Origin of the sequence: Erwinia pyri, from assembly GCF_030758455.1 — a bacterium.
Taxonomy (GTDB): domain Bacteria; phylum Pseudomonadota; class Gammaproteobacteria; order Enterobacterales; family Enterobacteriaceae; genus Erwinia; species Erwinia pyri.
Genome location: NZ_CP132353.1, coordinates 2,774,397 through 2,794,005, shown reverse-complemented (window position 1 = coordinate 2,794,005; position 19,609 = coordinate 2,774,397). Strand labels below are relative to the sequence as shown.

Sequence of the window (19,609 nt, the reverse complement as noted above, 5' to 3'; positions counted from 1 at the left end):
TATCTGGTTTCACACTGTTGCGACCGCAACACTCTCTACAACCGCAACCGCAACCGCAACCGCAACCGCAACCGCAACCGCAACCGCAACCGCAACCGCAACCGCAACCGCAACCGCAACCGCAACCGCAACCGCAACCGCAACCGCAGCCAACATAGCTACAGTACAAACTGGCTTACGCTCTGGGACAACCGCTGTGCATGAGAGACCAGATTCTCCGAAGCGCTGGCGCCGCGCTGCGTTAATGCTTCACTGTTTCTGACCTGTTCATGCATGCGAGCAATTTCTCCGGCAATGGTATTCACCCTTTTGCTCTGTGTGCTCGCATTTTGCTGTAACTCATGCAGGACAGTCACCACACCCGTAACCGCGCTGGCGATCTCCGCATAAAGGGTATCCAGCGCCTGTACCTTACTGAAGCCATGATCAATATGCTGATGCGTAGTGGTGATAAGGGTGTCGATATTGCGGGTAGAGGCGCCACTTTTTTCAGAGAGCAGGCCGATCTCCCTGGCGACGATAGAGAAACTGCGGCCATAGACGCCAGCATGCGCGGACTCAATGGCGGCGTTAAGCGCCAGCAGTTTGGTTTGCAAAGAGAGGCTCTCCAGCAGCGTGACGATGCCGGCGATTTCACCCGACGCCCCGACAATATCGCGCATTTGCGCTTCCACATCCGCCACCATCACGCCACAGCGCTGGGTCAGCCTGTCTGCTGCCTGTACCTGGTGCGTGGCATGGCTGGCAAACTCCACGCTGTGTTCCACCTCCTCCGCTACCCGGGTCAGCCGCTGGCTGAGGTGGGCGAAGGTGTCGGTCTGCTGCTGATTATAGGCGCTGTACTCCTGGTTCTGCTCAGCCATCCGATCGGCGCTCTGCATCACCGCATGGGAAATAGCATTGATTTCGCCAACCATATGCTGAAGCCCATGCTGCATGCCGCTAATGCTACCGTTTAGCTGGCGGATTTCACTGGCATGCCAGTTTCCGGCGGAAGGTTGCTGTGTGAGATCGCCAGTAGCAATGCGCGACAGCTGGCGGGAGACGCTGCTCAGCGGCAGGATCACGCCCCGCAGCAGCATCCATCCTCCGGCCAGCAGCAGTAAAAGCAGCAGCGCAGAGATGCCGAGCGATACGTTGCGGCTGGTGGTCAGTGAACCCAGCGTGGACTGATTTGCCTGAGCAGAATTGGCGTTGGCCTGATTAAGCGTCTGGTAATAAGCGTCATTAAACTGCTGCTGAAAAGCCTGCATGGGCACCATAAAGAAAGCGTCAATATCCCGTGCGTTTAATCCCTTCAGCTGCTCTTTCAGCCCCTCTGCCAGCATAGCGAAATTTTGTGCGAGTGGACTGTTGGCTTCTGCCTGATAGCGGGCGAAAAGTTTTTGCGCGTTGTTAAGCGACGCCTGGGCGCTCTCCGCCAGACTTTTCCAGCTATCTACGGAGCCTGTCTGGATATCCTGCATCAGATAAATACCGCCTCCCTGGCTGTTATCGCTGGCAGTGAGCAGCTCCATCCGGGCTTTATCTAACAGCGACTGCCGTTCCGCAAGCTGATGGGAGAGGGTCACATTCTGCTGCGTCTTATCAACCAGACGGGTTAACAGCAGCGCGCTGGCGCATTGCAGTAAACAGAACAGCACCAGGAAGAGTGAAAAGGCGCCACGCAGGCTGTGCAGCCACGCTGGCAAGGCAAAAAAGCGGGGACGACGATGAAACCAACGCAGAGGCAAAATAGTGAGCAGCGACATAAACGACCCTTAAAAAAAAGGAGAGTATTCGCCTGGATTATTTCAGTGGTGTTACAAAACCGTCCGCAAAGCAGTAAATGGTTTTAGATCCGTTATTAAGACAAATAGCGAGGCAAAACAGGTAATTTTCCCCTCTTACTGAGGAGGTCACACAGCGGCTGGTGCATTCGGGAAGGGGCCGGGCTTTAAGTTATTAAGAGAGCAGAAGGTGGATGAAAACCGGGTTATTACATGCTTTACCGCTGGATCCGGCCTGGCATGGTGAGCGCGAAGTGATAAACTGCCCGCGTTTCCTTTTTGATGTCGGGTGATTATGAGCGAGTTAGAGAGCATGGCTTTGTCGACGGCGGTCCGGGCGGGCGAGCAGGCAGCGCAGAAGCACGGCGATGAGCGCCAACTGCTGAACAAGATACTGGAAGTCTATGACCATAAAAGCGTCCTGGCCAGGCTACAGGAGGTGGGTGACTCCTCCTGGACGCGGGAAGCCCTTAACCGCTGGCTGAAAGGCGTTGGTCGCGCAACGCCCCTGACCGAAGCGGAACAGCAGGCATTGCGTAAGATGCTGCCAGAGCCGCCCGCTCATCATCCCCATTATGCTTTTCGTTTTATCGATCTGTTTGCCGGTATTGGCGGCATTCGTAGCGGTTTTGAGGCGACAGGCGGAGAGTGCGTTTTCACCAGCGAATGGAATAAGTATTCGGTACGAACCTATAAAGCCAACTGGTACTGCGACCCCGACAGGCATACTTTCAATCAGGATATCCGAGATGTCACGCTGAGCGGTAATCCGGCAGTTAGTGAAGAGCAGGCCTATCAGCATATCGATCGCCAGGTCCCGGATCATGATGTGCTGCTGGCAGGCTTCCCCTGTCAGCCCTTCTCGCTGGCGGGCGTGTCGAAAAAGAATGCGCTGGGCCGGGCGCACGGCTTTGAGTGCGAAGCGCAGGGGACGCTGTTTTTTGACGTCGCGCGCATTATCACCGCCAAAAAACCGGCGATCTTTGTGCTGGAAAACGTCAAAAACCTTAAAAGCCATGACAAGGGGAAAACGTTCCGCATCATCATGGATACGCTGGATGAACTGGGGTATGACGTGGCGGATGCTGACGCCAGCGGTGCGACGGATCCAAAGATTATTGATGGTAAATATTTCCTGCCGCAGCACAGAGAGCGGATTGTTCTGGTCGGTTTTCGCCGGGATCTGCAGCTGCCAGCTTTCAGCCTTAAATCTCTGGCAAGCCTCTACCCGCCGCAGCGTATCCCTCTGAAAGCGCTGCTGGAACCGCAGGTTGACGCCAAATATATTCTTACCCCCACGCTCTGGAAGTACCTCTATAACTATGCCAAGAAGCACCAGGCGAAAGGCAATGGTTTTGGTTACGGGCTGGTCGATCCCGAGGTGGAAAAGGGGGTAGTGCGCACCCTTTCGGCGCGCTATTACAAAGATGGATCGGAGATCCTGATCGACCGTGGATGGGATCGCCAGCTGGGCGAGGCTGATTTTGATCATGCGGAAAATCAGCAGCGACGGCCACGCCGCCTGACGCCAAGAGAGTGCGCCAGACTGATGGGGTTCGAAGCCCCCGGCGAGTATAGCTTCCGCATTCCCGTCTCGGACACCCAGTCTTACAGACAGTTTGGCAACTCGGTGGTGGTACCCGCTTTTGCTGCAGTGGCTAAACTTCTTCAGCCGTGGATTGCACAAGCGGTTAAAGCGCGCAGCGAACCGGACGCCTGATAGCCGGGCGAGTTCTCAGGGAGAAGAACCCGCCCGCAGAGCGCTCTTATTGACGAAAACAGAGCCAGCCCACAGCAGCGTTGTCTATACTTAGCCAAAGCATAAAGGATGATAACGATGGCTGACGTCCACTCTTCTGAAATCCGCAGTAAAAACATGCGCGCTATCCGCACGCGTGATACTGCTATTGAAACCCGGCTGGCTGAACTGCTGACGGAGCTGGGGCTTGGCTATCGCGTGCAGGATAAAACGCTGCCTGGCCGACCTGACTTTATTCTGGAACAGTATAAGGCGATTATTTTCGTCCACGGTTGTTTCTGGCATAAGCACCATTGCCACCTGTTTAAAGTACCGGCCACCCGCACCGCCTTCTGGCTGGGGAAAATTGAGAGTAATGTCGCCCGTGATAAGCGCTATATCGCCGAACTTACCGCGGCGGGCTGGAAAGTTCTGCTGGTATGGGAATGCGCGCTGCGGGGTAAAACACGGCTGGAAGAGGAAGCCCTGACCAGCCGGCTGGAAGAGTGGATTTGTGCCTCCACGGGGAATGCAGAGATTGATTATCAGGGGATCAGGCAAGCTGGCGCGCCGGACTCAACTGAAGAGGATCCTTAAGGTACTCGCTTCCGCCCGGCTCCTCTCCAGCCTGCCTTTACCGGCTTACCATGGCGATAAGCGCGTCAGGCAACTCATATGCTCTGCAGATCTGTTACTCATCCAACGTGCAGGGTTTTACCGAAGGCTTTGCCGGGAACAAATATTTCCCTAACGTTACCAGCACCACCGCCAGAATAATCACCGCCAGCGCCAGCCACTCTCTGGAAGTCAGGCTTTCCCCGCCAAAACTGATGCCCAGCAACACCGCCACTACCGGATTAATATAGGCGTAGCTGGTGGCAATGGCTGGCGTCACGTTGCGGATCAGATACATGTAAGCATTGATAGCGATTACTGAGCCAAACAGGCTCAGATAAGCCAGCGCCAGCAAACCCTGTAAGCCAGGTCGGGAGGTGAGGTGTTCGCCGCTCAGCGTGCTGGCGATCAACAGCACCACACCCGCTGTCAGCATCTCAATGGCGCCCGCCATCATGCCGTGCGGCAGAGTGATCCTTGAACCCCACACCGAGCCAAATGCCCAGCTGATTGACCCTACCAGGATCATCACTGCTCCCCAGGGGTTGCCGCCCAGATGCCCGCCGCTGTTGAGCATAATAATTCCCACCAGCCCGACCGCGATACCGAGCCACTCAATCCAGCGCGTCTGAATGCCAAACAGCCTGCTGAAGCACATAGCAAAAAGCGGTACGGTAGCGACCATCACAGCGGCAATGCCCGAAGGCACGTTCTGATGTTCAGCTACGGTGACGGCGCCGTTGCCTACGGCCAGCAGCATAACGCCCACCAGAGCCGCATTAAGCGCGGGTCGCCAGCCGGGAAGCCGCTCGCCGCGCAGTAACAGAAAGACCATCAGCACCGTGCCGGCAAGCAGAAAACGCAGGCCGGCCAGCATCATTGGCGGCCAGCTTTCTACGCCAAGCTTGATAACGAAGTAGGTCGAACCCCAGATAAAATAGAGGGCAAAAAGCGCTGACAGCAGGGGTAGCAGGGCAGGGGCACGGCGTAACATGTTTATTCTCGCAGCCTGTAAAAGTTGGGTTAAGTTAACGCTAAAAAAAAGTTTCAACCAGATGAAAGTACGCTTTTTTTTTCACAAAAGGACGATTGTGGTCACACAATTTGCTCTCCTCGTTCATAATTGGTGAGATCACACTCTTTAACATCTTTGCGCAGGGCAAATCATGGCCAGTATCAAACTCACAGTTAAACGGCTCTACAAGATCAGCGGCGAGCGCATGGTAAACACCCAGGCTACCGCACGTATTTATGTTGGGGAAACGCTGATTGCCACTGAAGAGATAGCTGGCCTGACCGAAAGTCCGGTAAGTAAATATCTGCATCATCACGAGGCAGAAGGGCAGACGGTTCGCGTGGAGTGGGATTGCGACGGCATTGCCGATATGGCCGTGACCGACGTGCAGATTTGTCCCTGTTGCCAGCACGATTAACAACTATAAGGAACGGAATTTTGGCGGGAACGAGTTTACTGACACTGTTAGATGACATTGCCACATTGCTGGACGATATTTCCGTCATGGGCAAAGTTGCGGCAAAAAAGACCGCAGGTGTATTAGGCGATGACCTGTCGTTAAATGCTCAGCAGGTGAGCGGCGTAAAAGCGAATCGGGAGCTGCCGGTAGTCTGGGGCGTGGCGAAAGGATCATTTCTTAATAAGCTGATCCTGGTCCCGCTGGCGCTGGTGATTAGCACCTGGGCGCCCTGGGCGATCACCCCGTTGTTGATGGTCGGCGGCGCCTACCTCTGCTATGAGGGCTTCGAGAAAGTGCTGCACAGTCTGCATAAAGACAAAGCGGAGCAAAGCCCTGAGGCCAGAGAGAAGCGCATAAAAAGCCTGGCACAGCAAAATGCCGCTGAATTTGAGAAGAAAAAGATCAAAGGGGCGATACGCACCGACTTTATTCTTTCTGCAGAAATTGTGGCGATTACGCTAGGGATCGTCTCTGAAGCGCCGCTGATGAATCAGGTATTGATCCTCGCTGGCATCGCCATTCTGGTCACCGTTGGCGTTTACGGCATCGTCGCCTGTATCGTTAAAATTGATGACCTCGGGATGTGGCTACAGGAAAAATCTTCATCGGTGGCGAAAGGTATTGGCGGCGCGCTGCTGGCAATGGCGCCCTGGATGATGAAGATCCTGACCGTAGTTGGCACCATTGCGATGTTCCTGGTGGGCGGCGGCATTATTGTGCATGGTGTACCCGCTATTCATCACTTTATTTCCCATTACACTGCGGACTTTTCTGGCCTGATGGCCTCGCTGATGAGCAATCTGGCTAACCTGGTGCTGGGACTGATCGTGGGGGCAATTGTGCTGTTGGGGGTAAATTTGATTGCCAAAATGCGCGGTAAATAAGTATAAAGGCAGCTTGTTAACGCTATGCACTCTGGAGTGATAATGAAAGACGACATTTTTGAATTTGATATTGATGCTCAACTGGAACAGGCAGAAGCCAATGCGGAAAAAAAGGCCAATGAAGTGCCTGCCGATTTAGGCGACGAAGCGGATTGTGAAGGTTGTAAAATCTGACGCCAGAGCGCCAGTTTTCCTGATTAAAAGCGAGTGAAAAACTTCACTCGCTTTTTTTTTCCTGAATTTTAATCACTTATCATTATTTAACATAACTTTTACCACCTGTTAACAGAATTGCGCGGCCTGGCCTGCTATACCTGAAGTTCCCTGTAGAGGGTCCGTTAACCTAAATGGTGAGGTGTGTCATGATCATGGTCAGTGATGAAGTTCAGCTTAAAAACGGGGGGCCGGCGATGGTGGTGACGGGTTATGCAAGTGGCATGGTTGAATGCCGCTGGTATGACGGCTACAGCGTCCGGCGTGAAGCGTTCAGAGAAGAAGAGCTTGCGCCTCTGCTCACCGGGGAGACGCAACTTGCCGGTTAATGAGCAGGAGCAGGACAGAATAAAAAGCTGTCCTGCTCTTTAGCTGCTTTCACAACTCTTGATCCTGTTTATGGCAGGAGTTTTTTCTCCTCTCTACACTCTCTGAATTAGTGATTTTCCTCCGGAGAGCTCTGCTTGATGCTATCGCACGCCTTGTCTGCAACCCCCAGAAGGGTGGTACATGGCTGTTTCCTGCTGGCCTTTCTCCTCTTAACTCTGTTGACGTGGCGGGAAGCGGTGATCTTAAAAGAAGATTATGAGATCACGCAGCGGGACCAGCTCAAAACGACCTCGAACACCCTCGAACGCTTAGGTCAGCACAGCACGGATGAGATGATTTTTTACCGAAATCTGATGGTGCAGGCGCTTTATAACCCGGTAAAGAACAGCGGGATAACTCAGCTACTGGCTCAGTTTGAGCAGCAGCGTCATCATGGGGTCTGGCATCTTAGCCCTGGCCATCCACAGGCAATTTCAGTGGAGGGGGTGGCCGATGGATGGGTGAAACAGCATGATTTACTGAACCGCGACGATGCGTCACGGCTCCATAATGAGCTGACCGCAACGCTGGGTATCAGTATGCTGCTGCAGATACAGGATCCCAGCAGGAATTTCCACTCACGCATGTGGTACATCTCACGTGCAGGCTTTTTTCTGAGTTCATCACCTACGGGAGTCGGTACGCTTGAGAGCTACGCCCGCATGGTGTCGCGCCCCTATTTCACCCGCATGACGCCGGAGGCGAATCCTACGCGAAAGATGCTCTGGACCGGGGTGTATGACGGGCTCAATAATCAGGGAAAAGTTATCACCACCAGCATTCCTCTCGATCAGAATGGCTACTGGTATGGTGTGCTGGCCATGGATTTTTCGCTGACGCGGCTGAAAGCCTGTTTGCAGCAGGCTCTGCCGCCGGGAATAAGCGGCAATGTGATAATTTTTAACAGAAAAATGGAGCTGGTGGTAGAGAGTGACCCACAGCCGCTCGCTGGCCACTCATTATCGCCGGATGAGCACAGGAGAATGATCTCCGCGGTGGCTGACCGGGAGCAGGGCACGCTACGCTTTGGCTCGCGTTTTGTTACCTGGACCCGAAGTCACCATTTCCACTGGGTTCTGGTAAATATCCAGACCCTGAAGGAGGGCATCGCTGAGGAGTCCGGGCGGGCGGCGATGGTGCTGATCGTAATGTGGCTGCTGTTTGGTGCAGCGCTGATTTTATCCCACCGGCTGATTATCCGCCTGTTTGACCGCATGATGCTGTTACAGGAGAGGTTAAGCTGGCGCGCCAATTATGACAGCCTGACCCGGTTACTGAACCGCGGAGCTTTTTTTGAAAAGGCTGAACAGCTTGCTCAGCAATGCAGGCAAGCGCAGCGTCCCTTCTCGGTGATCCAGATGGATCTGGACCGCTTTAAATCTGTCAACGACACCTGGGGCCATCAGGCTGGCGATCGGGTGCTCAGTCATGCGGTGGCAACTATCCAGTCGGTTATTCGCACTAAAGATGTGGCGGGTCGGGTCGGGGGAGAGGAGTTTTGCCTCGTGCTGCCTGAAACGGGACTGAAAGAGGCGATGGAAGTTGCCGGACGGGTCAGGCAAAAGCTGGCCAGTAAAGAGGTACTGATTGAGAGTACGCTGACGCTGACCATCACCGCTTCACTGGGCGTGGCTTCCAGCGAGGAGCAGCAGCTCTGTCAGTTTGAAAGCCTGCAATCGGTGGCCGACAGCAGGCTTTATCAGGCAAAAACAGCCGGACGTAATCAGGTATGCGGAGAAGATTAAACGTTTCCTTTGTTATCTTCCTCTACCGCTTCATGAATACGGTGCAGAATATCAGGGAAAGCGGACTGAACACGACTCCAGCTGGGAATAAACGGCTTCTCATTTGGTCGCTCAATAAACGATGCACCCGCCTCCAGAATGGCCTGGGTAAACATCTCTACCGCTGCCTCCTCCGCATGCTGGTCAAACTTCAGTCCATTCAGCGCTGCCTCATGGCTGTAAACTTCCATCATATCGAGCGCGTTACGGTAGTAGGTGGCCTTCAATACGCGGAAAGAGTCGCTGGTCAGGTTCACTCCCATTGTCGCCATCTTACGCAGCAGCGACTGCACGATATCATTACTCATCCTGCGCAGTCCGCCAGTTCCATCCTCTTCCGAAAGGGGCTGATGCTTGTGGTCGTAGTTGTGGGCTATTTCCACCTGGCAGCTCTGCCGCGTAGTATAATTACGGTAGATCTCTGAAAGCACACCAATTTCCAGCCCCCAGTCCCCCGGGATTTTTATCCCGTTCAGAACGTGCGTGCGCATAGCGAACTCTCCCGATAACGGATAGCGGAAGCCGGTAAGGTAATCGAGATACTCCGAATGACCGTAGACTTTCTGCAGCGAGCGAAGCAGAGGCCCAACCAGCAGTCGGCCAACGCGACCGTTGAGCTTGTTATCCGCTACGCGTGCATAGAAACCTTTGCAGAACTCATACTGGAATGAGGGATTGGCCAGCGGGTAGAGCAGCCGGGCCAGCATGCCGCGTTCGTAGGTCACGATATCGCAGTCATGCAGCGCCACGCAGGAAGATTTATCCGACGCGAGCGTATAGCCGGTGCAGAACCAGACGTTACGCCCTTTGCCCGGCTGAGCAGGGGAAAGGCCCTCTTTATCCAGCTCAGCGTCCAACGCTTTCAGACGGGGGCCATCGTTCCACAAGATCCGGTGGCGCTGCGGCAGACGTGAAAAAAACTCGCGGGCATAGAGGAACTGGTCGCGGTCAGCCTTGTCGAGGCCAATCACAATTTCCTCAAGATAGGGCACTTTTGCCAGCTCATCGACAATGTTGCTGAGAGCGGGTCCTTCCAGTTCGGAAAAAAGCGACGGCAGAATTAATGCCATCTTACGTTTCTCGGAGAATCTCACCAGATCCTTCTCGAGATCCTCTACCGGACGAGCCGTGAGGTTATGAAAAGTGGTAATCACGCCGTTCTGGAAAAAATCACTCATTACCTTCCCCTTTAACTGGTGCCTTCTGGGCACGCTCCAACCTGATCCTGGGTGATGAAATGCGACAACCCTTCACTCCAGCCTGCAGGGCCAAAATGCGTGGTGCGAAACACCGTTTGTTCAGCGTCCCGTTCCTCGCGTTGCAGGGTAACGGGCGTTTTGCTGTAGCCTTTAATAATGACTGCATACTCTACTTTATCCAGCATCGGGCCATCATTGGGACCATCTCCCAGACCAATTGTCAGCCATTTATCGCCTAAAGGATGGAGAAAATGGTGGAGAAGAAGATCCAGCGCGGCTCCTTTTCCAGCCCCCTGATTCATCACGCTCCAGAAACGGCCGCCCTGAACCAACGTCAGCTGTTCTGCAGCCAGCGCCTCGCTGAAGTCGTCGAACCGGGCCGCGGAATCGCGCCAGATAAGACTTTCAGAACCCTCCCGCATTTTGGCTAAAGCGGCATTGTGCGGCGTCAGCCCGGTCCATTCAGCCACCTCTTTCTCCGAGACATCCGCAAAGCCGGTAAACTTAAAGCCCATGCCGTCGCGCAGCTTTTGCAATGTCTGACAGATCTCCGTATAGCCCTTGTTAGCGGCCTGATCGACTGACCCGTTAAACCCTTCCCAGTGCACGATAGCGCCATTTTCAGCAATATAGGGCGAGCCGGTAATCTTTAACAGGCGCTGCAGCGGCAGGATCTCCGCCGCCGTTTTGCTGGAGCAGATCACAACCGGAATGCCCTGTTCATTCAGACGGTCGAGCCAGGGCTGAGCCGGCTCCCAACTGTAGGTATGATGATCGAGCAGAGAACCGTCTAAATCCGTCACTATCATCAGCGGATCTTGTAGTGTAGGCATTACTCTTTCTCCTCGTACTGCCTGAAAGATCAGTATAATCATAGAGTATAACGAAGCCCTGCGACTCTGACGGGATCAGTATGCTTAAACAGGACGGAACCGGCCCCGGATGACCAGGAATAGTCTTAAAAAGAACAGAAGAGGCAGGGGGAGCGTACAAAAGAAGATGACCGTCTCATATCAGAGCCGGCGCGGCTTCCGGCAATTCGACCTGTACAGTTTCATAAACGATGTACAGCTTTGGGACAAGGTTCGGATTTTTCCTGGCAGTAACTTAGGGTACTATTAGCAGGTCAGAGAATTTCCTGTGTAACGAATTTCATTAATCAAATTTGATTCCCGGCCTAACCGCCGGGATTTTTTTTAGCGATTCACTTCCATTACCGTAAAATCCCGGATATCCAGTTCAAAAGCATCCGCCAGTTCGCTATAGGAGTGGTATTCACGCCCATCTACCCGGACCTTAGGCGCCTGTTTCTCATCTATAAAAGTTTTTACTTCGCCCCCTGACCGATCGTGAATAGCTTCCAGTAAGGCTTCGATATCGATGCTGACCTCACGCTGAACGGTGTCGCTGTACTCTTTTGCCGTCGCCATAACTTATTCCCCAGCTCGCTAAATGAACTAAGTATAGATGGCGGAGAACAGGTTGGCAGGCGGGAGAAGGGCAAAAAAAAGCCCGCGCTGCGCGGGCAAAAATCCTTGTTACTTTTTAGGTTAACTGCGCCTTTGGGGTTGGTGCAGTGAGGAGAGTGTAAGCGGGCCTGATGTCAGAAGTCTCGCCGCGAAACGTTAAGAAAACGAAAATCCACGCTCAGGCGGAAGATTACGATGTTTTACACTGAGTAAAGCGAGGTCACTGTGCTTTAGTGCTATAATTATCAACTGATTACATTAAAAGCACTATTCCACGCTATGGAGGCGACATGGACTTATTACGCATCATTATTGCTATTATTTTACCGCCAGTAGGCGTGTTTATGCAGGTAGGCTTCGGCGGCGCATTCTGGCTGAATATCTTGCTGACCCTTTGCGGTTATATTCCGGGTATCGTACATGCTGTCTGGGTAATTGCCCGCCGCTAGGCGTTCTGCCTTCTACAGGATTTTAAGGTAGACTTAGCGCACTATTCAGCCTGGGAGAAGCGTCATGAAAGTCAATGAACGGGTCACGGTCAAAACCGATGGGGGACCACGCCGTCCCGGCACGGTACTGGCGGTGGAGGAGTTCAGCGAAGGTACCATGTATCTGGTTGCTTTAGAGGATTACCCGATGGGGATCTGGTTCTTTAATGAACAGGGACATGATGATGGCATTTTTGTCGAGCCCCATCCCGCCTCCTGAATTGATCTCGTTTTACCTTATCCGTAAGCAGATGCAGCGCGAGTAGCAGAAAAAATAAAGGGGCGAAATTCGCCCCTTTTTGCCGATCAGAAGGTTTCCCAGTTTTCACTGGTGTTAGCAAGGGCAGGGCGTAATGCTGGCGCTTTAGCCTGAACAGGTGGTGCCGCCACACGGCGTGGCGTGCTGTCACTCAAATGGAAGGCCGCAACGGCCTGCGTCAGGCGAGAAGCCTGCTCCTCAAGCGATGAGGCGGCCGCAGAGGCTTCCTCAACCAACGAGGCGTTCTGCTGAGTCACGTTATCCATCTCGGTTACCGCCAGGCTTACCTGCTGAATACCGCGGCTCTGCTCGTCAGATGCGGCGGCAATTTCAGCCATAATATCCGTTACGCGCCGCACGGCATCCACAATACCGGTCATGGTATCGCCTGCATGGCTGACCTGAGATGAACCCTGGCCTATCAGATTGACAGATTCGGCGATCAACCCTTCAATCTCTTTCGCCGCACCGGCGCTGCGCTGCGCCAGATTGCGCACTTCGCTGGCGACCACCGCAAAGCCACGACCCTGTTCTCCCGCCCGGGCTGCTTCCACCGCCGCGTTCAGTGCCAGGATGTTGGTCTGGAAAGCAATGCTGTTGATCACGGTCGTAATCTCCGCAATCTTTTTCGAGCTGGTGGAAATATTATTCATGGTGTTGATTACGCCACTGACGATATCGCCACCCTGACGGGCTTTACCGGAAGCATCGGAAGCGAGCTGGCTGGCATGATGGGCGTTTTCGGCGTTCTGTTTCACGGTTGCGGTCAGCTGTTCCATACTGGCAGCGGTCTCCTCCAGCGCGGCGGCCTGCTGCTCGGTGCGGGAAGAAAGATCGGTGTTGCCCGCTGAGATTTCGCTGGAACCCTGGTAAATCGCCACGGCGCCTTCACGAACGGTTCCCACCGTTTTTACCAGCGACTGCTGCATAGTTTGCAGATTACTGCCCAGCGTGCCGATCTCACTGCGGCCCCAGCTTTGCAGCGGCGCGGTAAGATCGCCACGGGAAATATGTTCAATTCTCTCTACTGCCTGGCGCAGAGGCGTGATAACTACCCGGCGCAGGAAGATAAAGGTGGCGAGCGTCAGCAGCAGGGCAGCAGCAAAGGCGCAGGCCATCATAATAAAGCCGAGGCGGGTTTGTGCTGCCGCCTCTTTATTAATGGCATCAGCGCGCTGAGTACGTATCGCAATAGCTTTTAGCAGAACGGCATTATAAGCATCATCAAGCTTACGGGTATAATCCGTTTCCTGAGCAATCACCCCTTCAAAGCTGCCATCTTTGGCGCTCTTCACCATGGGCAGCACTCCCTGAGTCACATAAGCATCAAAACGGCTTTTGAGTTCAGTGTCCAGAGCGACATCCGCCGGCGTTTTTATCCGACGATTAAGGTAGTCGTTAAAGCTGGCTGTAGCCTGCTTAATACGTTTTTCAGTCTGCTTCAGGTTATCGTTAAATGCATCCATCTCACCAATACGGGCAGAGGCCCCGGCATGAATGATGTTCAGGCGGGCGGTACGTAAATGGTTTGAGCTGTTGGAGATAGCCATACGGACCTGAATTTCTTCCGTAACATCCTTCAGCGACTGGTTACTCTGAATTAAAAAGAAGCTGGCCATGCCAATACAAAGGGCAAACAGCAGCAGAATGCCACCGAGGATAACGGAGAAGAGGGGCACCAGGCGTAAATGCTGCCAAAAGCTAATCCGATCGGCATTGAGGTGTGATGATTTCATGTCCTTTTGCTCTCTGTAGGGTAAAAGAAGCGGGGAGCTTCGGTCTGTCTACAGAACATCGGCAACAAAAAGGAAAGGCTTAATGGGAAAGTGAGATCTGCTTAACGCTTTTAACTAAAAAAGCCGGCAAGGCCGGCTTCTTTAGTATGGTAGTGAGCTTATCTCACGTTAACGTAAATGCCACTGGTGACATTGTCCGTCAGACGAACCACATGATAAATAACTTGTTTGTTGTGTGTTTTAATTTTACGTTTAATGTTTCCTTTATGAGAGGAAACGGTTTTGGCCTTAATTTGCATTTTATCCGATATCTGAATCGTATCGTGGCCAGACATCCACATCTTTAACATGTTTGATTCTGTTTGGCTCAACGTCAATGGGTGAACGTCGAAACCTGCGGAATACCGCGGAGCAACATTGAGTTTCTTTTGAAAATAAGAAACGAGCAAGTTATCAAGCGTGGCCGGTTTAATCGATTTTGATGTAATAATCAGGTTCTTACGAACGTAGAGATATTCCTCAAAATGGATGTTAGAGATGGCCATAAAGATGAAGAAGAGCGTATCAGGGTGCTGCATAATAATGGTTCTTATGCGCTGACTTGCATCTGCTTCATGAATAAAACAGTCTTCGTTAATAAAAACCACGCCTGGCTGATACTGTTGGCATTTTGCTTGTAATTGATCGATATCGGTAACGGAAGTAATGTTTTTCTTTTTAACACCCTTCACTGTCATATAATCTGTAAGCCCAAGCCGTGTATAGCTGCATGAATCCATAATAATCGTTGGCATTGTAGCGACCCTCACCAAATTGTTATCCGTTTAAATCAACGACGAATTACGCGTTTGTGTAGTACGAGAGTAAAGTAGTCTTATAAGTGTCTTATTATTACCCAGCATTAAATCTGCAAGAACGGGAGATGCCCGGTCAAACTTATCCATGCCCTAAGGGTTATTTGAGTTTGGTCGATATAATGACCGGTAAAGAAACGCCAAAAATGGTCTGTCAGCGTAACTCACTGGTAAATTGTCTTAGCATAGCTTACAGCGTATTTTTTGTGAGCTACGCCACTATCGCGCAAAACACAGAAAAGTCTGATAGGACGATTCCTAAAAAACATTCATCTCACGAATGTGTGACTCTGTGCGGCGTGTTGACAATGCCGTAAAACGCGATGGAGCACAAGATAAACCAGAAAAAATAAAAATTCCATTAAAAACAGTCATTTGTTTGTTTTGTGAACATTAACGTTCTCGCAACAATTCGGCTGTTTCAGGAATCAAAATACGCTAAGTGGGATTTAATAAGAATAATTTTCATTGTGTCGTCGCATTTATCAGAATTTCCTTAATGAAATTCTGATAAATTTGGTTCGAAAAATGCACAGACACATTTCGTCTTCTTAACAGTGGCTGATTTATACCCAGCCAATACTTAAGATTATCTGGCGGGCATTTCACTGAGCACGCTGGCGAGTAAATCAAATACTTCGCTAAACAAATGCTCACAGAAAGGGGCTAGCAGGGGCATCATCAGGCTTATGAAGATGATCCCTATCGATAAGGTGACGGGGAAGCCGATGGCAAAAACGGAGAGCTGAGGTGAAACACGGTTTAACAAACCCAGGGCCAAATTAAGGGTGAGCAGCAGAGTTATCAATGGTAGCGCTAATCGCAGACCATTAAGGAAAATCAGACTGGCGGCTTTAGTCAGTGCCAGGAAGGCGTTGCCGTTTACCGGATCGCCACCAATAGGCAATGTATGAAAACTGTCCGCCACCATCGAAATTAACCAGAGGTGACCGTTAAAGGAGAGAAACAGTAACATAGCCAGCATATCTAAAAATCTGGCCAGTACCGGCATGTTCAGTCGGCTCGCTGGATCAAAGAAGGTAGCAAAAGAGAGTCCCATCTGCAGGCCAATCACTTCCCCCGCCGTTCTTACCGCAGCGAAAGCGAATTGCATCGTAAAACCTATAGCGATGCCTATCAGAATTTGCTGAATCAGCAGCCAGAAGCCGCCAACCGAGAACAAAGTCACATTTGTTGGCGGCAAAGAGGGCACCAGCGCATAGGTGATCATCACGCCCAGGCCGATTTTGACTTTTTTACTGATTGCCTTTTCGCTTAACAAAGGCGCAGTCATGATCAGCGCCAGCACGCGCGCCAGCGGCCAGAAAAGTTGGCTGATCCAGAACACCAGTTGACTGCTGTCGACGTTAATCATTAACCGATCATGTAAGGCAGGTTAGTGAACAGGGTACGCATATAGTCGAGTACCAGATTCAGCATCCACGGACCGGCGATAACCATAGTGGCGACCACGGCGAGGATTTTGGGTATAAAGGAGAGCGTTTGTTCGTTGATCTGGGTAGCCGCCTGCAGCAGGCTGATAACTAGTCCGCTGGCCAGCGCTGCAAGCAACAGTGGGGCAGCAACTGCCAGGGCGACCTGCATAGCGTCGTGCCCGATAACCATAACCGATTCAGGTGTCATAGTGACTCCGGAGAAAAAGAGAAGAGACGTTATTATTTCGGGGCGAATAGGGTTCGCCCTCGGATCTAGGTATAGAAACTTTGCGCCAGAGAACTCACCAGCAGCTGCCAGCCATCAACCAGCACAAACAGCATCAGCTTAAAGGGAAGGGAGATAGTCGCCGGCGGCACCATCATCATCCCCAGCGCCATCAGTACGCTGGCTACCACCAGGTCAATAATCAAAAACGGGATAAACACGGTAAAGCCGATCTGGAACGCCGTTTTCAGCTCGCTGGTGACGTAGGCCGGTAATAAAATACGCATCGGCACCGCTTCTGGTCCCTGCAAAGGCGGGGAGTTGGAAAGCCGGGCGAACAGCGCCAGGTCAGCTTCACGCGTCTGGCGCAGCATAAACTCGCGCAGCGGCTGGGCGCCTTTATCAATCGCCTCCTGCATGCTGATCTTGTCCTGACTGAACGGCAGATAGGCATCCTGATAAATTTTGTCGAACACCGGCCCCATAATAAAGAAGGTCAGGAACAGCGCCAGGCCTAACAGGACCTGGTTCGGCGGCGCGGAAGGGGTGCCCAGCGCATTTCGCAGCAATCCAAACACAATGATGATCCGGGTGAAGCTGGTCATCATCAGCAGGATTGCTGGCAGGAAGGTGAGCGAAGTCAGAAAGACTAAAGTCTGTACCGGCAGCGACCAGCTCTGGCCGCCATTGGCGGTCGGATGACTCATCAGGCCGGGAAGCTGAGCATGGACATCAGGCGCAATCAGCAGAAACAGCGCCAGTAAAGGAAGAGAGCGTTTCATTTTGGCTTACCGGGGCGTTTGAGTAAGGTTTGCAGCACCTGACGGAAATCTGCCGCCGCAGCCGGAGGTTCCGGATTATCCTGCTGCGGTTTAGGCGGCAAGGTATGCAAATGGGTGATCTGCTGTCCGGTCACACCCAGCACCAGGCGGGCATCCTCCACATCAACAATCACCACGCGTTCGCGTTGCCCAACCTGGCAACTGGCGCTGACGGTGAGATCGCTGCCACGCACGCCCCGCTTTGGCGTAAAGCCAAGACGTTTTGCCAGCCAGGCACAGGCCAGAATAAGTAAAATGATAACGGCTAACACGCTGCTGACCTGGGTCAGCATCGATCCCGTTGAAACAGCGGGCTGACCCACCGGCTGTGTCTGTACCTGGGCTGTCTTCATTTAGCGACTCAGACGACGCATACGTTCGGATGGAGTGATGATATCGGTGATACGCACGCCATATTTATCAGCCACAACCACCACTTCGCCCTGGGCAATCAGATAGCCGTTGATCAGAATATCCAGCGGCTCGCCGGCCAGCCCTTCCAGCGCCACCACGGAACCCTGCGTCAGCCGCAGCAGCTCTTTGATGGTCATCTTGGTACGGCCCAGCTCAACGGTCAGCTTAACCGGGATATCCATAATCAGGTCGATATCCTGCAGCGACCCGGCGATATCATTGCTCTCCAGCGCCTTAAACACCCCTTCGGATGAGGCAGTGGTCTGTTCGTTCATCGCGTCAGCCCACAGGTCGTCCGCGGAGATGTCGTCTTCGGACGGCTTCTTGGTGTCACTCATCGGGCTGTTCCTCGTTCATCGAATTCAAAATCGGGTTAATCAGATGTTCCACTCGCAGCGCATACTGCCCGTTCAGGGTGCCGTACTGGCTGGTTAATACCGGCACGCCATCGACATGGGCGATAATGCGGTCCGGTTTTTCAATCGGTAATACGTCACCCGGCTTCAGGGCCAGCAGACGCGAAATACGCATCGACACTTCGCCGAAGTTGGCGATCAGCTCCAGTTCGGAGTGCTGCACCTGTTTCACCAGCGTGTCGCGCCAGTTCTGGTCCTCCTGACGGGAGTTCTCCAGCGGCGGGTTCACCAGCGTTTCGCGCAGCGGCTCAATCATGCTGAACGGGATGCAGATATTGAACTCGCCTACCAGGTTGCCAATCTCTACCTGGAACGGCGTGGTGATCACGATGTCGTTAGGTGAAGTCGTGATGTTGGTAAATTTGACCTGCATTTCAGAGCGAACATACTCTACGTCCAGCGGATAAATCGGCTTCCACGCTTCGCTGTACCCTTCCAGTGCCAGTTTCAGCATGCGGCGGATCACGCGCTGCTCGGTCGCGGTAAACTCACGCCCCTCAACCTTGGTCGGAAAACGACCATCACCGCCAAACAGGTTATCGACGGCGATAAATACCAGGCTCGGCGAGAAGACCACCAGCGCGGTGCCGCGTAACGGTTTCAGATGAATCAGGTTCAGGTTCGTCGGCACCGGCAAGTTGCGCGCAAACTCATGGTAAGGCTGAATTTTAATCGCCCCTACCGTGATATCCGGGCTGCGGCGCAGCAGGTTAAACAGCGCCATACGGTAAGAGCGGGCAAAACGTTCATTAATGATCTCCAGCGCCTGCAGACGTTCGCGAACCATACGCCGCTGGGTATTGGGATCATAAGGACGAATATCGCTTTCGCCTGCAACGCTGGATGTTTCTACTGCCGCGCTGTCGCTGTCGCCGTTGAGCAGCGCGTCAATTTCTGCTTGTGAGAGGATGCTGTCGCCCATGTCTGCTCTACCTCAGGATAAAGGCAGTGAACAGAACATCGCTCACGACCTGCTGAGGTTGACCTTGTACCAGCGGTGGAGCCAGTACGGTTTTAATTTGATTGACCAGTTCCTGCTTGCCCTGCTCATTATTCAGAGAAGAGGCGTTCTGGCGGGAGAGCAGCAGCAGTAAGCGGCTACGCACTTCCGGCAGGTAATCGGTCATCCGGCGACGGGTATCCTCATCAGGCAGACGCAGCGTAAAGCCAACGTAGAGCACGCGATCGGGATCGTTATCCGGATTAATCAGGTTTACGGTAAAGGTATCCAGCGCGAAAAAGACTGGCGCGACAGGCTCTGCAGGCTTTTCAGCATGGGCAGTGTCAGCGGGAGACTTCATCATGCGCCAGACTGTATAGCCCGCCACGCTGCAAGCAACCAGTGTTACCAGCAGTAACAAGGGTATCAGGAGCTTACGTTTGCCGCTTTTGGCTTTCTTATCAGTCATATGAGCTATAACTTCCTGTGATTATTTTCGAGGTG

The 19,609-nt window shown here is 52.8% G+C and carries 24 protein-coding genes; 9 read left to right on the top strand and 15 right to left on the bottom strand.

The annotated features are described in order from the left end of the window. Nucleotides 1–9: 9 nt before the first annotated feature. Nucleotides 10–156: a hypothetical protein gene (locus Q3V30_RS13145; RefSeq protein WP_306206334.1), complete on the bottom strand. Its 147-nt coding sequence runs from the start codon at nucleotides 154–156 to the stop codon at nucleotides 10–12. 2 nt (nucleotides 157–158) lie between these two features. Continuing rightward, nucleotides 159–1,751 (bottom strand): methyl-accepting chemotaxis protein, encoded by a 1,593-nt coding sequence (locus tag Q3V30_RS13140; RefSeq protein ID WP_306206332.1) that lies wholly within the window; start codon nucleotides 1,749–1,751, stop codon nucleotides 159–161. A gap of 313 nt (nucleotides 1,752–2,064) precedes the next feature. Here Q3V30_RS13140 and Q3V30_RS13135 point away from each other — a divergent pair, with 313 nt between their 5' ends. Beyond that, nucleotides 2,065–3,489: a DNA cytosine methyltransferase gene (locus Q3V30_RS13135; protein ID WP_306206330.1), complete on the top strand. Its 1,425-nt coding sequence runs from the start codon at nucleotides 2,065–2,067 to the stop codon at nucleotides 3,487–3,489. Nucleotides 3,490–3,606: 117 nt separating this feature from the next. Next, nucleotides 3,607–4,104, top strand: a complete 498-nt coding sequence (locus tag Q3V30_RS13130; RefSeq protein WP_306206328.1) for a very short patch repair endonuclease — start codon at nucleotides 3,607–3,609, stop codon at nucleotides 4,102–4,104. 94 nt (nucleotides 4,105–4,198) lie between these two features. Here Q3V30_RS13130 and yedA read toward each other — a convergent pair whose 3' ends face one another. Continuing rightward, nucleotides 4,199–5,116, bottom strand: a complete 918-nt coding sequence (gene yedA / locus Q3V30_RS13125; protein ID WP_306206326.1) for a drug/metabolite exporter YedA — start codon at nucleotides 5,114–5,116, stop codon at nucleotides 4,199–4,201. A 172-nt stretch (nucleotides 5,117–5,288) separates the two neighbouring features. Between yedA and Q3V30_RS13120 the strand changes: the two genes are divergently transcribed. The 5 genes from Q3V30_RS13120 (at nucleotide 5,289) to dgcQ (ending at nucleotide 8,808) form a co-directional block, all read left to right on the top strand. After that, entirely contained in the window at nucleotides 5,289–5,555 is a 267-nt protein-coding gene (locus Q3V30_RS13120; protein ID WP_306206324.1) for a hypothetical protein, read from the top strand. Nucleotides 5,556–5,575: 20 nt separating this feature from the next. Beyond that, complete coding sequence (locus Q3V30_RS13115) at nucleotides 5,576–6,481, top strand: DUF808 domain-containing protein (protein ID WP_306206322.1); 906 nt, start codon at nucleotides 5,576–5,578, stop codon at nucleotides 6,479–6,481. A gap of 42 nt (nucleotides 6,482–6,523) precedes the next feature. Next, the gene (locus Q3V30_RS13110) at nucleotides 6,524–6,655 is read left to right on the top strand and encodes a hypothetical protein (RefSeq protein WP_306206320.1); all 132 of its coding nucleotides are present in this window, start codon (nucleotides 6,524–6,526) and stop codon (nucleotides 6,653–6,655) included. Nucleotides 6,656–6,843: 188 nt separating this feature from the next. Next, the gene (locus Q3V30_RS13105) at nucleotides 6,844–7,023 is read left to right on the top strand and encodes a YodC family protein (protein ID WP_306206318.1); all 180 of its coding nucleotides are present in this window, start codon (nucleotides 6,844–6,846) and stop codon (nucleotides 7,021–7,023) included. A 138-nt stretch (nucleotides 7,024–7,161) separates the two neighbouring features. Further along, nucleotides 7,162–8,808 (top strand): cellulose biosynthesis regulator diguanylate cyclase DgcQ, encoded by a 1,647-nt coding sequence (gene dgcQ, locus Q3V30_RS13100; RefSeq protein ID WP_306213202.1) that lies wholly within the window; start codon nucleotides 7,162–7,164, stop codon nucleotides 8,806–8,808. On the opposite strand, the gene Q3V30_RS13095 is transcribed toward dgcQ, so the two are convergent. The 3 genes from Q3V30_RS13095 to yodD form a co-directional block, all read right to left on the bottom strand. Next, nucleotides 8,805–10,025 carry a glycosyltransferase family protein gene (locus Q3V30_RS13095; protein WP_306206316.1) on the bottom strand — a complete coding sequence of 407 codons (1,221 nt, stop codon included), beginning with the start codon at nucleotides 10,023–10,025 and terminating at the stop codon, nucleotides 8,805–8,807. The two genes, dgcQ and Q3V30_RS13095, sit on opposite strands and share 4 nt — an antisense overlap. 11 nt (nucleotides 10,026–10,036) lie before the next feature. Further along, nucleotides 10,037–10,879 (bottom strand): mannosyl-3-phosphoglycerate phosphatase-related protein, encoded by an 843-nt coding sequence (locus Q3V30_RS13090; protein ID WP_306206314.1) that lies wholly within the window; start codon nucleotides 10,877–10,879, stop codon nucleotides 10,037–10,039. A gap of 363 nt (nucleotides 10,880–11,242) precedes the next feature. Then, complete coding sequence (gene yodD, locus Q3V30_RS13085) at nucleotides 11,243–11,476, bottom strand: YodD family peroxide/acid resistance protein (protein ID WP_306206312.1); 234 nt, start codon at nucleotides 11,474–11,476, stop codon at nucleotides 11,243–11,245. A 329-nt stretch (nucleotides 11,477–11,805) separates the two neighbouring features. Here yodD and Q3V30_RS13080 point away from each other — a divergent pair, with 329 nt between their 5' ends. Then, nucleotides 11,806–11,964 carry a YqaE/Pmp3 family membrane protein gene (locus Q3V30_RS13080; RefSeq protein WP_038381456.1) on the top strand — a complete coding sequence of 53 codons (159 nt, stop codon included), beginning with the start codon at nucleotides 11,806–11,808 and terminating at the stop codon, nucleotides 11,962–11,964. A 64-nt stretch (nucleotides 11,965–12,028) separates the two neighbouring features. After that, nucleotides 12,029–12,223 (top strand): protein DsrB, encoded by a 195-nt coding sequence (dsrB, locus tag Q3V30_RS13075; RefSeq protein WP_306206309.1) that lies wholly within the window; start codon nucleotides 12,029–12,031, stop codon nucleotides 12,221–12,223. 86 nt (nucleotides 12,224–12,309) lie between these two features. On the opposite strand, the gene Q3V30_RS13070 is transcribed toward dsrB, so the two are convergent. The 9 genes from Q3V30_RS13070 to fliL all read right to left on the bottom strand — a co-directional run bounded on the left by Q3V30_RS13070 (nucleotide 12,310) and on the right by fliL (nucleotide 19,574). Next, nucleotides 12,310–13,998 carry a methyl-accepting chemotaxis protein gene (locus Q3V30_RS13070; protein ID WP_306206308.1) on the bottom strand — a complete coding sequence of 563 codons (1,689 nt, stop codon included), beginning with the start codon at nucleotides 13,996–13,998 and terminating at the stop codon, nucleotides 12,310–12,312. Nucleotides 13,999–14,156: 158 nt separating this feature from the next. Then, nucleotides 14,157–14,792 (bottom strand): transcriptional regulator RcsA, encoded by a 636-nt coding sequence (gene rcsA / locus Q3V30_RS13065; RefSeq protein WP_306206306.1) that lies wholly within the window; start codon nucleotides 14,790–14,792, stop codon nucleotides 14,157–14,159. A gap of 649 nt (nucleotides 14,793–15,441) precedes the next feature. Beyond that, nucleotides 15,442–16,227, bottom strand: coding sequence for a flagellar biosynthetic protein FliR (fliR, locus tag Q3V30_RS13060; RefSeq protein ID WP_306206303.1), 786 nt, complete (start codon nucleotides 16,225–16,227; stop codon nucleotides 15,442–15,444). Continuing rightward, entirely contained in the window at nucleotides 16,227–16,496 is a 270-nt protein-coding gene (gene fliQ / locus Q3V30_RS13055) for a flagellar biosynthesis protein FliQ (protein WP_306206301.1), read from the bottom strand. Before fliQ ends, fliR begins: the two co-directional genes overlap by 1 nt. Nucleotides 16,497–16,561: 65 nt before the next feature. After that, nucleotides 16,562–17,296, bottom strand: a complete 735-nt coding sequence (fliP, locus tag Q3V30_RS13050) for a flagellar type III secretion system pore protein FliP (RefSeq protein ID WP_306206299.1) — start codon at nucleotides 17,294–17,296, stop codon at nucleotides 16,562–16,564. Next, nucleotides 17,293–17,688 (bottom strand): flagellar biosynthetic protein FliO, encoded by a 396-nt coding sequence (fliO, locus tag Q3V30_RS13045; protein WP_306206297.1) that lies wholly within the window; start codon nucleotides 17,686–17,688, stop codon nucleotides 17,293–17,295. The genes fliP and fliO overlap by 4 nt, the downstream gene beginning before the upstream one ends. Next, entirely contained in the window at nucleotides 17,689–18,087 is a 399-nt protein-coding gene (gene fliN / locus Q3V30_RS13040) for a flagellar motor switch protein FliN (RefSeq protein ID WP_306206294.1), read from the bottom strand. Continuing rightward, nucleotides 18,080–19,087: a flagellar motor switch protein FliM gene (gene fliM / locus Q3V30_RS13035; protein WP_306206292.1), complete on the bottom strand. Its 1,008-nt coding sequence runs from the start codon at nucleotides 19,085–19,087 to the stop codon at nucleotides 18,080–18,082. The genes fliN and fliM overlap by 8 nt, the downstream gene beginning before the upstream one ends. Before the next feature lie 7 nt (nucleotides 19,088–19,094). Then, a complete protein-coding gene (gene fliL / locus Q3V30_RS13030) occupies nucleotides 19,095–19,574 on the bottom strand; it encodes a flagellar basal body-associated protein FliL (protein WP_306206290.1) in 480 nt (159 codons plus the stop codon). Nucleotides 19,575–19,609: the final 35 nt, after the last annotated feature.